Genomic DNA, 13,061 nt, shown 5'->3' with positions numbered 1-13,061 from the left:
CGGCGGCCCGAGTGAGTGCTCGGCCACAAAGTTCAGGATCATCTCCTTGGAGACCGGCCCCATGGCGAGCATGCGCACCAGCGGGAAATAGGGCGCCGGCCGATGCTCGTAGGTGACGCCAGTGCCTCGCGAATCGCCTGCTGCTCAAGGCCGGTCGTGAACGTGGTGCCCGCCTCGGCAGCCATCCAACCTCATGGTCGTCACCGATGCGTCACAAGCCGGCCTATACAGATATCCCCGCGGCCTCCGCCGAGGCTGGCACCTCGTAATAGTCGCCCGGGTCGAAGTCGTGAAGCCGCTCCCAGTAATCGATGTACTTCCAGGGACTGCTCACCACGATGCGTCCAGCGTCATTGCGGTAATAGGTCGTCATACCGTGGTGTGACCAGATGCAGCGCGCCAAGGCGTCATCAAGCTCTGCGTTGTACCGGTCGAACATCTCGCGATTGACCTCGACCGCGGCCACTTCGTTGACCACCAGGTGGCGAATCGCCTGCATGATGTATCGAACCTGGAATTCGGTGGCGTGGATCGCACTTCCGCCATGGCCGGCATTGGTGTTCGGGCCGTTGACGATGAAGAAGTTCGGAAAGTCCGGAACCGTCACGCCCAGGTATGCGCGGGCATCGTCCACTCCCCATTGCTCGCGCAGCGTCCTGCCGGATTTTCCGATGATCTCCATGGGCCACAGGAACTGAAGGACCTTGAATCCGGTGGCCAGCACGATCACGTCGGAGAGCACTTCAACCCCTGACCGGGCCACTACGTTCTCGCCGGTCACGTGATCGACCGCGTCGGTGATCAATGTGACGTCGTCGCGACACATCGTCTGAAACCAACGGTTATCGATCAACGGCCGCTTACCGTAGGGCGGATACTCCGGCAGGCAGGCGTCCACCAAGTCCGTCCGGTCGCCCAGTTGCCCCGTGATGTATTTGGTGAGAAAGACCCGGTGGCGATCGTTGGCCTCGTTGACCGCGCGCTCCGGATGCGGCCAGTCCGGATCAATCTGCAGCGCGGGGTGCAGCCGGTCGCTGAAGTTCCAGAACGACCGCAGCCGGTACCACTGAATGTAGAAGGGCACTTCCTTCATCAGGAACCGGACGGTTTCCTTGACCGCGCGGTGGTAGTTCGGGTGAGGCAACGCCCATTGCTTCGATCGTTGAAACACGGTCACATGACTCGCCGTATCGGCGATCGACGGCACCACTTGCATTGCGCTGGCGCCGGTCCCGATCACAGCAACGCGTTTGTCTGTGAGATCCACGGAGGTGTCCCACGCCGCGGTGTGCATGACCGGACCCGGGAACTCGTCGAGGCCCGGAATCGCCGGAATCGATGGCCGGTTCACCATGCCTACCGCGCTCACCAAGACATTGGCGGTAATCGACTCCGTCTCACCGTTGGCGTTCTTGGTCTCGACCTGCCATGTGGCAGTGGCACTTTCGTACCGTGCGCACACCACCTCGGTCTCGAACCGGATACGCCGCTTGACGTCGAAATCGGAAGCGACCCGCTGGATGTAGTCCTCGACCTGATCGCGCTTGGCGAAATAGTTGGTGATTTCCGGGTTCGGCGCAAACGAGAACGCGTAGAGATGACCGGGCGTGTCCACACCGCATCCGGGATAGACGTTCTCCAGCCAGGTGCCGCCCAGATCGGCATCCTTTTCCAGCACGATGAAGTTGATCCCGGCGGAGGCGAGTTTCAATGCCATGCAAACCCCGGACAAGCCCGCTCCGATGATGACGACCTGAAAGTCCGCGGGGATCGAATCAGCGGGCACCTCGACGTCGCGCGAAATGAAACCCATTTCTTCCGAGAGCAGTTCGCCATATTCGACCGGTACGTCTTCCACCATCGCGCAGCTGAGCATGCGCGTCACCTCATCAGGTTCAGGAGTGACGGGCCGAAGCCGACCTTCATAAAACGCGGTGACCGCTTCTAGCGCCGACGCCCGCACTTCGGCCTGAAGCTCCGGCGAAAGACCGCCGGAGTCATTGTCGTCCAACGGCTTTCCCCGCAAGGGCCGGTAGGGCTCACCGGTCCACTTGTTGTCGCCGGTAAGATGCTGCAAGACGAGTAACAACGTCGGCAAGTTGGCATCTTCAAGCGCTACCTGCAGCCTCTCGGACCAATCCGGGATCCTGTGCCAGGGCGCCGGCGCGGCAGTGGTCATAAACGTTTCTCCGCCTTCGGCCTTTGAGTCACCACACGCCGCACCGGACAACGAACTTTCTTGGCGCCGTGTCGCAACTCTTTTTTGAACTGTCGCGTCTCAATATACGGCAGCTCGCGCGGCCCGCGCAACATGTCCCGACGAATAATTACGCGAGCGTTCGTTCGCCCACAGGATCCATCATGGCTGATCAACACCCATTGAAGAGCCAGATCAAGTTAGCTGACTCATTCGCAATGGAGAACACTGTGACCACACGCACTGGTCGCCGCGCGTACCGTCGCTCGCACCCAGGCCCGACGGTCAGCCCGTAGCTAGTTAGCGGGTCGCATTGCGCCCGCGCCGCCGCGGTGTGGCGGGCTTGTGCTCCCCATTCCCCGAGGGCACATATCCCAACCGCAGCAGCCGAATGGCGTTGTCGGCGATCTGCTCCGCGGTGACCTTTTCCTTGGGCCGGTACCACCGCGACACCCACAGGATCATCCCGAGGATCAGGCGCGTAGTGATGACTTCATCGCCCTTTTCGATGTAGCCGGCCTCCATGTTCGCAGTGACCACGGACAGCCACAGCTTTTCGAATTGTCGACTCCACCTATGCCAACGCTGGACGACATCGTTCGGCAGGTCACCACCGTCGAAAAAAACGGGCATGTAACTGCGCATTTGCACTGCCGCTTGCGACTGCAGCCGAACCATCTCTTTCAGGCGCTCAGCGGGATCGTCGATGTCGCGGATAGCCGCTTCGACTTGTTCGGTGATCTCCCGCGTGCTGCGCTCGAAAAGTATGCCCAGGAGGTCTTGCTTGGTCGGAACCGTGCGATACAGGGTCGCGCGGGACACCGACAACTTCTCGGCGGTGTCGACAATGGAAACGGCCTCGTAGCCACCCTCGTGGAACAGTTCCGCAACCGCGTCGGCGACAGCGTCCCGATCAATGGTCAGGCGCGGCCGACCACGAGGACGGCCGTTAGTCTTGGCCTTCTCATTTCGCGACACGGGCCTCCCTTGTAGTCGTAGCCAGTTTAGAGGCTACATGTCGCACAATGGGGCTAATCGAACCGACACCTGGATATTATTTTTACGCGAACACAAACATCGCGCTCAGAAGGCAGAGCAGCCCGACGCAATAGCCCTCGAAGATACCGCGCAACACACGCGGCGCCATTTTCAACTCCATGAAGTACAGACCGACCAGACGGATCTTGAAAATGGAGACGGCGAAAATTACCAGGCTGGCCGGCAGATGATGTCCTGAGCCAAATCCATGGTCGGTGCCCAACGCCCACGACACAACAGTCAGCGCGCACAGCAGAAACCAGATCAGGGACGCGTTTGTCCTTACCACCGAGCTCATACTCACCTCACCAGGAAGATCAAGGGGAAGATGACGATCCACAGCAGATCGACCATGTGCCAGAAACACGCACCGCCCTCGAAGAAGGCCATATGCGTTCTGGTCGGCTCCGGTTTGCGGGCCAATGTGGACAGGACGGTCAGTACGATCAACCCGATGATCACGTGCGCCAGGTGTAACCCGGTGAGCACGAAGTAGTACATGAAGAATTCGTTGGTGCTGGGGGTGATTCCGGCCGTGACCATCTCGTGGTACTCAAAGGCCTTGATGGCAACAAAACACGTCCCCACCGCCGCACCGGCCAGGGTCAAAGGCCGGGCGAAGCGGCGTAGTTCGGGACGACGCAAAGCGCGTGTCGCAAAAACCACAAGAATCGAACTTGTGAGCAAAACGAGGGTGTTCGTCGCACCAAGCGCTCGGTGGAGTGCACCCTGCGACTCAGCAAACAGCTCCTGCCGGGCACCCCGCTCGTGCAGGTACACCGTGAACAGGACGGTGAACACCATCATGTCGCCGAACAACAGCACCCAGATGCCGGGCTCGCCAGGCACGTGACGCTTGGAAGTGGGCAATGCATTAATTTCGGCATCGCCGGCGGCGCGCGCCGACCCGATCACATCAGTCATCTACAGCCCATCCTCTGCCACCTGTATCAACTCCTATATCTTTGAGATAAATCGTCTCAATATACTACGGGCGCGTCGGGTGGTTCGTCAACGAAAATCAGTGTCATTAACGAACGCTCACACCAGATTGATTTTGCGACGGCACATCTCGTAACGTGAACGTGCGCCGCGGCGCTGTCCGTACTCGCGGCATCGGGCGTCACGACGGAGCCGAGTCGCAACTGCGCTCTGTGGGCACGAAGCCGCGATGACATTTTTCGAAAGGGGCCAGGTGGATCACGTCCTGCTTGAAGTCGATAACGGTGTCGCCCTGATTACCGTAAACGACCCCGACCGGCGCAACGCGGTCACCGACGAGATGTCTGCTGGATTGTGTCTGGCTATCAGCGACGCCCAGACCAACCCCGACGTGCATGCCGTGGTCGTCACCGGCGCGGGCAAAGCATTCTGCGCCGGTGCCGATCTCAGCGCCCTTGGCTCGGCCGCCGAAGACGGCCTGCGCCGCCTCTACGACGGATTTCTCGCCGTCGCCGATTGCACGGTGCCGACCGTCGCCGCCGTCAACGGACCGGCTGTCGGCGCCGGGCTCAACCTGGCGCTGGCATGCGACGTGCGGATCGCGGGACCGGCAGCGCTGTTCGATGCCCGGTTCCAAAAGCTCGGCATCCACCCCGGTGGAGGAATGACGTGGATGCTACAGCGCGCCGTGGGACCGCAATTGGCGCGCGCCGCGCTGTTGTTCGGAATGCGCTTCGACGCCGAAGCCGCCGTAACGCACGGCCTTGCCCTTCAGATCGCCGACGACCCTGTGGCGGCGGCTCGAGACTTGGCGGCGGGCCCGGCATCCGCGCCGCGAGACGTCGTGATCGCGACAAAGGCCACCATGCGGGCGACCGGCAGCCCCGGCAACTTCGACACCGAACTGCACGCGGCTGCGGTCCGCGCCGAGTTGGGGCCGCAGGCCACGTCGATCCAGTCACCGGCCTTCGCGGAGCGGTTGGCCGCCGCGCGGCGCAAGTAGTCGGTTACTACCCGGCGACCGGCACATCACTGCCGGTATGCAACCGGCTGCGGAAATCGGGCATGGCCTGCAGGACCTCCGGCCGCTCTTCGGGTTCGAAGATCACCGGCGCCAGGGCGCTCGGCGCGATGTAGCCGGCGCCCACGTCGACCCAGCGCCGCGACTGCGCGGCAACCTCTTCCGGTGTCCACGTCTGGACATGGTCGTACCCATTCTAATATCGGTGGCCCGCCGCGATCGCGCCCAAGGCGTCCAAATCCTGTGCCGCCTGGCATGTTCGACGCACACTCTCGAGAGTGACGTCCTTCGGCTGCATTTCGGGTTGTGGCGAGTAGCGTCCGATGGTGACCAGCCACATGAACATCGCGTGGAACATCTGTTGCCGATATGTCAGGAATGATTCCACGGCGGTTGGGACTTGACAGCCGGCTTCTGCCAGCCGCTCGTAATAGCGGGCCACTAAATCTCGCTCCCAAGCGCGACGGTTTTCGACGGTCAGATGCGTCGACAGCGCGTAGGCGATATCGCGGGCACCTTCCCCGCGCACCACACATTGCCAGTCATACAGGCCCATCCGGTCGTCGCCGCTCACATACCAGTTGCCGGGATGAACATCGCCGTGCAGCAACGTCTGCGGGCCCGCGGTGTTGATTTGCAGCGATCGCATCAGAGCGGCCGGCACTTCCCTGCTCCGGCGATAGAGCTCGGTTGGTATCACCTCTCGAGCACGCTGGAAACCCACCTGGATCCGGCGGGGCGCGTTGATGGTGACGTTCAACCGAGCCATCCACTCATACGAGTCGAGCATCCAGTGGCCGAAGCGCTTGCGCAGCGGCGTATTCCAAAATTGGGCGTGCAGCGCCGCGAGGAAGTCGATCACCTCCTCGGCTTGTGTGCGATCGAGCCGGCGGGTGAGGATTGTGCCGAAATGCGCTCCCCGGGTGTGTGATACATCATCGAGGATCACCAGCCAGCGGTTGGTGACGGGATCGTATGTCGAGTATCGAGTGGCCGGAGCCTCGATCAACAGTTCAGGACGGATTTGGGCATAGAACGCGGACTCGATCGCGCCCAGCCCTACCGCAGCCGACACCAACCGCATCATGAATCCGGGACCGGACTTCGTGAAAAGCCGTCCATTGAGCCCCGCTGCGCAGCCGACGTCGTTGAACTGCACCCGCAACGTCCGACGTGACGACGTGCCATCGCTGCGTGGACCGAGTTCGTGGTGTACGACTCTGGCATCAGGGATTTCCCGGCAAAGCGCAAGCGTCAACCATTCATCGGTGAGATTCTCGGGGGTCGGCGGGATCTCGCGCAATAGAACCGGCCGCCGATTAGTGACTCGCTCTTTGGCGACGTGGTAAGCAACCCGGCTGGTTAACGCAGCCCGCGCCAGGCGAGCTCCCATGCCGCTAGCGCGGAACCCCGGCGAGCAGCCGGTCGACGTCGGCCCGCAGCCGGACGAGCTCGTCATCGTCAGCGGGGCCGGTTCTGGTCGCGACGAGCGTGTCCGAATCCATCGTGTCGACGGCCTTGGAGAGATAGATCGGGTTGATCACCGCCCACGTTGCGAAGACCGCCAGTGGGATGTACCACGCGACAATCCCGTTCCACGCCAAGATGCCGCTATGGAAGAAGACGTTGAATGTGCCCGGGGTGAACATCAGCGCTACCCAGAGGTTGTAATAGCCAAGCCACCGCGGAAAGATGGGCCGGTCGCGCCGGTCAGTCAGGACCGCGATGCCAAAACAGGCAACGCCGAGCACCGCGGTGGACGTCAAGCCCACGAACGGTATCCACGCCATGTCGTTGAGCAGTTGAATCAGCTCCGGGGCGCGGTCGACGCGGAAGGTGGCGACCTGCCAGAAGAAGATGAGGTAGATGAACTCCAGCGCGAAGAGGGTGGTCATGCCGAACTCGATCATGGCCAACGCGGGAAATCTTCCCTCGATGCGGCGCATGTGGATCGCCATGGAGACCCCATACGGCACCAGGAGCGCCGCTGAGGCCATACAGACGATCATTCCCCAGCGGATTGTGGTTCTGTGGTCAAGGATGAATTGCGCCGTCTCGGCGGCGTTTTGGGCGGGAGAGCGGGTTGGGATGAACCCGGCGATCGGGATGAATCCGATCGCCATGGTGATCAGCAGCAGCGTGCCGCTCCACGCACAGAGCTTGTGAACAGTTCGATTCATCCTTACCCTTACCTCCACATCACAGATGATGAACGGTCGTTCCCAAACACGGGGTCGCGCCCTGATCCGCGCGAACGCCTGCACCATCGACCGATACGCGTCCTCGCGTGACGTTTGATCGATCGGTGGCGCATGCGGTGTGTGCAAGACGATGCGGGGCGGTACGCCGTCCTAGGCGGTGGCCGCTCCCCCGCCTCATCCGGGGTGCCCGCGATCGCGAAGGCACCCGCGTCTTCGGCAAGCGCGACGAACTCCGGGTAGCGCTCATAGGGCTGGTTGAGCGTCGGCAACGACACACCGATGCGCCCTTGGGCGGATGGCGCCATGGTCACGCTCCTGGGATCGACCCCTTCAGCGGCAGATCAGTACCGTTCACGAACGATCGTTCGCATCTACACCATAACCATTCGGCGGGGAAATCCCTACCCTCTGCGTTGGCGAATGGCGACTCTCGGCCGGCGCTGGAACGTTGGGCAGGGTTCGCGGCGATCGAAGGCCAGGGCGCGGAGCGGGCAAGATCAAGTGAGCATTTACCGTGAGCCGCCGGACACCGTCTGCGATGTCGGCCCCGCAGCCAGTGCGATTTTGCGGTAGTCGCGGCGGCCGATGGCCGACACGGCTTGAATGCGCGTCAGTTGGATCCGTAATACGGCGGTGGATAGTTGCCCCTGAGGAGCCACGCGAACGCTGCGAAACCGTATTCCAACTCGTCACTCGCGTCGTAGTCGGGGTATTGATCCATGTGGCGACCTTCCGTCCTACTTGACGATCTACTTCAACATGGTCTCAAACCAATACCTTGAAGTCTATGTCGCTGATCGTATTGAGCGAAAGACCGTTCGCGCAACCGGCCGACGTGTCGGGGTGCAGACGGCAATACCCCCGCCGCCCTACCCCATCGCAGGTTGCCGCCGTTGGACGAGCTGCTCGATCTTGCCGTGTGCCCCCATAGAGTGGTTCACTGTTCGATAATTAAATGTTCGATAAATTTTGTGGCGATCAGGCGAACGAGGTTGACGTGAAAGGTCTGTCGATGCGGCTGCGGGTTGTTTTCGGTGCCGTGCTTGCCGTCCTGTTGTGGGGCGCGACCGCGACGGCCGGTTGCGTGGGTACTGCAAAGGCAGCGCCCAACTTCGAGTCCCTGATGGTGCCATCGGGTGCGATGGGCCGCGACATTCCGGTGGCCTTCATGGGCGGTGGACCGCACGCCGTGTATCTGCTCGACGCATTCAATGCCGCCCCGGATGTCAGCAACTGGGTGACGGCGGGCAACGCGATGAACACACTTGCGGGCAAGGGCATCTCGGTGGTCGCACCCGCCGGCGGGGCCTACAGCATGTACACCAATTGGGACCAGGACGGCAGCAAGCAGTGGGACACGTTCCTGTCGGACGAACTCCCGAATTGGTTGGCGGCCAACAAGGGGTTGGCGCCGGGCGGACACGGTGTCGTCGGAGCCGCGCAAGGCGGTTACGCCGCCGCGGCGCTCGCTACCTTCCACCCCGATCGGTTTCGCTACGCCGGATCGCTGTCGGGGGTCCTCGCCCCGCAACGGACCGGGGTTAACGGTGCTATCACCAATGTTTTGAAAAATGAAGGTGGCGTCGACCCCGTGAACATGTGGGGGGCTCCCCAGTTTGGCCGGTGGCAATGGCATTCCCCGGAGACGCACGTGGTGCTCCTGGTGGACCAGAACACCCGGCTGTGGGTGTACAGCCCGGCGGCCGGGAGCCCGAGCGATGGCGGCGCAGTGGGCGCGTTCCCCGATATTTGGCAGAGCACCTCCCGCGATTTCTATGCCGCCTACCGTGCCGCCGGCGGCCACAACGGCCACTTCGACCTGGGGGCCGGCGGGGGTAACGACTGGGGCACGTGGAGCTCGCAGCTTGGCGCGATGTCGGGAGATCTGATCGCGAATATCAGGTAGCCGACGCCAAGCGTTGGCGATCTACGTGAAGCGATGCTGCGTCAGCAGTCAGCACGACAACTTGATGCTGAACGGTGCGGTCGTCGGCGAGGGTGAACCAGGCCCGTAACCGCGTGCAACACCCGTGATTTGGTAGGTGGCGCCGCTCAGGCCAACGGTGGCACCCTCGCCGCCCAGGCCCCGGTTGTAGTCACCGGAAAAGCCATTCAGGTTACGGATCCGGACATATTCAACGGTGAGTTTGCCGGCATTCGACACCATCATGGTCGTTCCCGCTGCACCATCGCCGGTCGTGATCGTCGTGAAAGCCTGCTCCGCCGGCGCGCAATGCACCGCATGGGTGACGGGGAGATCCGAGCCGTCGATGGTGATTTTCGCGGTGCCCGAAGGCAGCACTGGGTTCGTGGCCGCCTGACCCGACGCGCAGGCCGCGCTACCGCCGATCGTCAATGCCGCCACCACAACGAAGGCGCCCCTCTTCTTCACGGCAATCCCCTCATTCGTCTTCATCGTGTCATCAGTGTATCGCCACCAAGGCACCCAAATGCAAGATTTTTAGGACGAAGAAGTTCAGAAATTAACGCGGCGGACGATCTTTACCGAATCCAGATTAAAAATCCGCTGTTCGCCAGTCTTAAAAGCGATCTCATCTCGTGGATTTGCCGCACCAACTGTGAAAAGATCCCAAGTTATGACAGTCAGCCGCATGGCCCAGCGCGCGACGACGCTCCCAGCTTGGGCTACGTTTAGTGCCGCTATAGTTGCGGCGATCACCGTCACCACCGCACCACCTGCACACGCGGACTACAACCGGCTCAACAACGGTGTCGCCCAGAGCGTCTACGGCGTCAAACATCAGGCCGGATGCACGACCGACCTGAAGATGAATCCGGCGCTCAATCAGGCCGCGCAATGGCAGGCCGACGACGTGCTCAACGACCGAAACCTCGACGGCGATATCGGGTCCAACGGGTCGACGGCGCAGGACCGCGCCCAAGCCGCGGGATACCGGGGCACAGTGGCCGAGACAGTGGCCATCGCGCCGGCGTTGTCGCCCAACGGTCTTGAAATTCTTAATAATTGGTACAACCGCCCCGACTACTACGCAATCATGTCCAACTGCGCCAACACCCAAATCGGCGTGCGGACATCGACCAATGGCCTGGACCGCACCGTGACGGTGGCGGTCTACGGCCAACCGGGCTAGGTCGAGTACCCGATCTTCGACCTCGGTCAAGGCCCAGCCGCAATGGTCACTTTTCGTGAGATATGCGCGGCCACAAAGGATCGTAATTTCCGTTTGCCGTGCGCTACGCTAACCGGATGAAACGATCGTTCGGCGCTTTGTCGGCCCTGCTGGCGATTTGCCCTATCGGGTTGTCGGTCGCAGGCCCGGCGGCCGCGTCGCCGTCGGGTGGTAACGGCCAATGCTCATTCGTACTCGACGGGCCCAAAGTAGTTGACGTTTCGGGCGTTAAGTACGTGACCGCGTCCCTGGACACCGGAGCGTGCACGCTGAACGCCCATACCGAAACCACCGTGTGCCTATCCGCCGAAGGGGACGACTCGGCCGGGCAGTGCGCATCGGGATACACCCCCACCGTGGCGCAGGTGTTCTACCCCTATCGGCCGGGGGTGACGTACGTCGTCAAGGGCCACGGATGCGCTGACGTGATGCAGGGTACCGCGAGCCCCGCCACGCCTTCGACGGTCTGTCAGGACATCGCGCCGACACGGGTCACCCTGTAGGCCTAGACGGGATCGAAGCCGGAAATCAGCCAGCGGCCGGCGACCTTGTCCAACGTCACCCGCACGCTGGACACGGTGTCGCTGGGCGGGTCCTTGTCGACAGCCGCGGTCTGGTTGACGAAGAGCAGGGTCACCGCGTGGTCGGGGCTAGCCGACACCGAGGCCGCGGCGGGTACGGCCGCGGTCGTCGAGATGTGCCCCCGCTTGGCGCCGGGGATCACCACGTCGTTGATCAGTTGCGAGTAGGAATCCTTGAACTTGCCGGTCAACCGGGCTTTGGCCGTCTCCAGATCCTTCTCCACGGTGTCGGACTTGTAGGACAGCAGGGCGATCGTGGAATCCTTTGCGGCCGCCACCGATTCGATGCGGGCCAGCTGTGACGCGCGCGTGGAAGAGTCCACCCACTTCAAATAGGCCGCACCCCCCGCGAGCGACAGCGCCAGACCCGGCAGCACTCCATAAGCGACCACCCGTGACCAGTTGATCCGCCGTTCGGACTCAGCCGGTTCGGATCCCTCCGTCTCATCGCCCTCGCCCGTATCCTCGTCGATCGCGGATTCGGTGTTGTCGTCGCCATCCTGGTCGACCGCCGCGGCGTCCGAAGACTCTTTCTGGTCTTCAACCTGTTCATCGACGGCGTCACGGGACCGGCGTCGGAGACGCGAAAGACCTCCGCGCCCTTGGCTCTTTCCAGCCGCGCCGGAATCGGTGTCCGTAACCCCGGTTGCGTCATCCTCGACCGAGTCGGTCATCTCGGACTCCGTGGCGTCCTGCTCGATCACAGTGTTGGTTCGCGCCCGCACAGCAACACATCCCCCTCTGGTTCATCTGATTCCGCTTCCACATCAATGGAATTAGGCATGGTCATTGCACGAACGAGACGTTCGAGACCTTGACCTGGCCGGCGGATTTCTCCATGGAGATTCGCATCCGCCATTCGCGCGGCGGCTGCTCGGTTGCGCCAAGGTTGGAACTCTTGATGGACACGGCGACAAGCACTTGCGCCTTATCGTCCGAGTCGGATTCCAGGCCCGCATCGGTGATGGTTCCCACCGACTTGGACTGCGCCTTCTTGACCACATCGATGAACGGCTGTTTGCGCTGCGAGAACTGTTCGTAGAACTTGCCCGTCGCCGAGTCCAGCAGCCGCTGAACGTCCGAATCGGCGTGCTGCCAGTCGATTGTGGTCAGGTTCAGCGCACACTGGCGTCCTACCTGAAGAAACAGCTGGCGTTGCGACTGAGCCTGATGCGATTGGTAGGCGCGGAATCCCAGCCATCCCATGGCCGTTCCCAGGGCGACGACTACGGCCAGTCCGACCAACATCGCCGCCCGCAGGTGGGAGGACCGCTTCGCCGGCGCCGCATCGTGGGATTCGGCGTCCGCTTCGTCACCGACTGCGGCGTCGTAATCCTCCGCGTCGTCGACGTCCTGTTCCGCAGCCTCGGGTTCGGCGTCCGTTGTCGCTTCCTCGGTTATTGCAGCGTCGGCGGGGTCAGCATCTGCTGCCATGTGTGCTCCTTACCGGGACCGTTGGACAGGGTGGGCCGCTTGAACCTCTGCCCGTCCGGACCAACGTACTCCCCTGTCGCCGAGTCGTATTGGGATCCCGCGATCGGTGGCGCCGCCGGTGGCGGTGCCTCCGCCGGCAAGGCCGGCGGACCCCCGGGGAAGCCCGCGGGAATCGGCTCGCCCGGGTCGAACTGGGGAACACCCTGCCCGGTCAGCGTCGCGTTGGGGTCGCCCCGCCAGCTGTATCCGTCGTTGAGCGGGATATAGGGCTCGTCGCTTTCGCACTGTTTGACCGTCGCGGCTCGCTTACCCGGGCGCGTCACACACGGATAGTTCCGGGCACCACGCACGGCATTGAAATTCGAATCCTGCGGGATCCGGCAATACACCAACCCCGGCGGGCGCGGCGGAGTGTCCTCGAAGACCGCCGAGCGCTGCTGCTGAACCGGGAAGAACCCGGTGGTGCACGGCGGCGGCCAGTTCAGGTTCAGGTTG

At 62.5% G+C, this 13,061-nt stretch carries 14 protein-coding genes and 2 pseudogenes; 4 read left to right on the top strand and 12 right to left on the bottom strand.

From position 1 onward, the window contains the following. Nucleotides 1-223: 223 nt before the first annotated feature. The 4 genes from EPN51_RS17765 to EPN51_RS17750 all read right to left on the bottom strand — a co-directional run bounded on the left by EPN51_RS17765 (nt 224) and on the right by EPN51_RS17750 (nt 4,159). Nucleotides 224-2,230 carry an NAD(P)/FAD-dependent oxidoreductase gene (locus EPN51_RS17765; RefSeq protein WP_293044907.1) on the bottom strand — a complete coding sequence of 669 codons (2,007 nt, stop codon included), beginning with the start codon at nt 2,228-2,230 and terminating at the stop codon, nt 224-226. A 267-nt stretch (nt 2,231-2,497) separates the two neighbouring features. Then, a complete protein-coding gene (locus EPN51_RS17760; RefSeq protein WP_293044905.1) occupies nt 2,498-3,175 on the bottom strand; it encodes a TetR/AcrR family transcriptional regulator in 678 nt (225 codons plus the stop codon). 82 nt (nt 3,176-3,257) lie between these two features. After that, nucleotides 3,258-3,533 carry a cytochrome C oxidase subunit IV family protein gene (locus tag EPN51_RS17755; protein ID WP_293044903.1) on the bottom strand — a complete coding sequence of 92 codons (276 nt, stop codon included), beginning with the start codon at nt 3,531-3,533 and terminating at the stop codon, nt 3,258-3,260. 2 nt (nt 3,534-3,535) lie between these two features. Beyond that, the gene (locus EPN51_RS17750; protein ID WP_293044901.1) at nt 3,536-4,159 is read right to left on the bottom strand and encodes a cytochrome c oxidase subunit 3; all 624 of its coding nucleotides are present in this window, start codon (nt 4,157-4,159) and stop codon (nt 3,536-3,538) included. Between the two features lie 247 nt (nt 4,160-4,406). Between EPN51_RS17750 and EPN51_RS17745 the strand changes: the two genes are divergently transcribed. Continuing rightward, complete coding sequence (locus tag EPN51_RS17745; RefSeq protein WP_293044899.1) at nt 4,407-5,180, top strand: enoyl-CoA hydratase; 774 nt, start codon at nt 4,407-4,409, stop codon at nt 5,178-5,180. Between the two features lie 7 nt (nt 5,181-5,187). Here EPN51_RS17745 and EPN51_RS17740 read toward each other — a convergent pair whose 3' ends face one another. From EPN51_RS17740 to EPN51_RS17725, 4 genes and pseudogenes are all read right to left on the bottom strand, one after another. Beyond that, on the bottom strand, nt 5,188-5,325 hold the full coding sequence (locus EPN51_RS17740) for a hypothetical protein (RefSeq protein WP_293044897.1): 138 nt from the start codon (nt 5,323-5,325) through the stop codon (nt 5,188-5,190). Nucleotides 5,326-5,394: 69 nt separating this feature from the next. Then, the gene (locus tag EPN51_RS17735) at nt 5,395-6,357 is read right to left on the bottom strand and encodes an aminoglycoside phosphotransferase family protein (protein ID WP_293044895.1); all 963 of its coding nucleotides are present in this window, start codon (nt 6,355-6,357) and stop codon (nt 5,395-5,397) included. Between the two features lie 238 nt (nt 6,358-6,595). Beyond that, complete coding sequence (locus EPN51_RS17730) at nt 6,596-7,378, bottom strand: hypothetical protein (RefSeq protein WP_293044893.1); 783 nt, start codon at nt 7,376-7,378, stop codon at nt 6,596-6,598. Between the two features lie 631 nt (nt 7,379-8,009). Continuing rightward, a pseudogene (locus EPN51_RS17725) lies at nt 8,010-8,120 on the bottom strand (CAP domain-containing protein); the annotation flags it as partial. A gap of 291 nt (nt 8,121-8,411) precedes the next feature. Here EPN51_RS17725 and EPN51_RS17720 point away from each other — a divergent pair. Continuing rightward, entirely contained in the window at nt 8,412-9,305 is an 894-nt protein-coding gene (locus tag EPN51_RS17720; protein WP_293045229.1) for an alpha/beta hydrolase family protein, read from the top strand. A gap of 48 nt (nt 9,306-9,353) precedes the next feature. Here EPN51_RS17720 and EPN51_RS17715 read toward each other — a convergent pair whose 3' ends face one another. Further along, nucleotides 9,354-9,815 (bottom strand): lipoprotein LpqH, encoded by a 462-nt coding sequence (locus EPN51_RS17715; protein WP_293044891.1) that lies wholly within the window; start codon nt 9,813-9,815, stop codon nt 9,354-9,356. 181 nt (nt 9,816-9,996) lie between these two features. On the opposite strand from EPN51_RS17715, the gene EPN51_RS17710 reads away from it, so the two are divergent. Then, on the top strand, nt 9,997-10,512 hold the full coding sequence (locus tag EPN51_RS17710) for a CAP domain-containing protein (protein ID WP_293044889.1): 516 nt from the start codon (nt 9,997-9,999) through the stop codon (nt 10,510-10,512). A gap of 116 nt (nt 10,513-10,628) precedes the next feature. Then, nucleotides 10,629-11,054, top strand: coding sequence for a hypothetical protein (locus tag EPN51_RS17705; protein WP_293044887.1), 426 nt, complete (start codon nt 10,629-10,631; stop codon nt 11,052-11,054). Nucleotides 11,055-11,056: 2 nt separating this feature from the next. Here the strand turns inward: EPN51_RS17705 and EPN51_RS17700 are convergent, their stop codons facing one another. The 3 genes and pseudogenes from EPN51_RS17700 to EPN51_RS17690 all read right to left on the bottom strand — a co-directional run. Further along, entirely contained in the window at nt 11,057-11,806 is a 750-nt protein-coding gene (locus tag EPN51_RS17700; RefSeq protein WP_293044885.1) for a hypothetical protein, read from the bottom strand. 112 nt (nt 11,807-11,918) lie between these two features. Then, nucleotides 11,919-12,566: an Mce protein gene (locus EPN51_RS17695; protein WP_293044883.1), complete on the bottom strand. Its 648-nt coding sequence runs from the start codon at nt 12,564-12,566 to the stop codon at nt 11,919-11,921. Then, nucleotides 12,530-13,061 (bottom strand): annotated as a pseudogene (locus tag EPN51_RS17690) (MCE family protein); the annotation flags it as partial. The pseudogene EPN51_RS17690 and the gene EPN51_RS17695, both read right to left, overlap by 37 nt.

Source organism: Mycobacterium sp. (assembly GCF_004298145.1).
Classification (GTDB): Bacteria; Actinomycetota; Actinomycetes; order Mycobacteriales; family Mycobacteriaceae; genus Mycobacterium.
This window is presented reverse-complemented; position numbering and strand designations above follow the sequence as displayed.

Excerpts from the sequence above, each read along its gene's own strand:
- EPN51_RS17755 (WP_293044903.1), bottom strand. The coding sequence starts at position 3,533 with ATGAGCTCGGTGGTAAGGACAAACGCGTCCCTGATCTGGTTTCTGCTG.
- EPN51_RS17750 (WP_293044901.1), bottom strand. The coding sequence starts at position 4,159 with ATGACTGATGTGATCGGGTCGGCGCGCGCCGCCGGCGATGCCGAAATT.
- EPN51_RS17745 (WP_293044899.1), top strand. The coding sequence starts at position 4,407 with ATGACATTTTTCGAAAGGGGCCAGGTGGATCACGTCCTGCTTGAAGTC.
- EPN51_RS17730 (WP_293044893.1), bottom strand. The coding sequence starts at position 7,378 with ATGAATCGAACTGTTCACAAGCTCTGTGCGTGGAGCGGCACGCTGCTG.
- EPN51_RS17720 (WP_293045229.1), top strand. The coding sequence starts at position 8,412 with ATGCGGCTGCGGGTTGTTTTCGGTGCCGTGCTTGCCGTCCTGTTGTGG.
- EPN51_RS17715 (WP_293044891.1), bottom strand. The coding sequence starts at position 9,815 with ATGAAGACGAATGAGGGGATTGCCGTGAAGAAGAGGGGCGCCTTCGTT.
- EPN51_RS17710 (WP_293044889.1), top strand. The coding sequence starts at position 9,997 with ATGACAGTCAGCCGCATGGCCCAGCGCGCGACGACGCTCCCAGCTTGG.
- EPN51_RS17705 (WP_293044887.1), top strand. The coding sequence starts at position 10,629 with ATGAAACGATCGTTCGGCGCTTTGTCGGCCCTGCTGGCGATTTGCCCT.
- EPN51_RS17700 (WP_293044885.1), bottom strand. The coding sequence starts at position 11,806 with ATGACCGACTCGGTCGAGGATGACGCAACCGGGGTTACGGACACCGAT.
- EPN51_RS17695 (WP_293044883.1), bottom strand. The coding sequence starts at position 12,566 with ATGGCAGCAGATGCTGACCCCGCCGACGCTGCAATAACCGAGGAAGCG.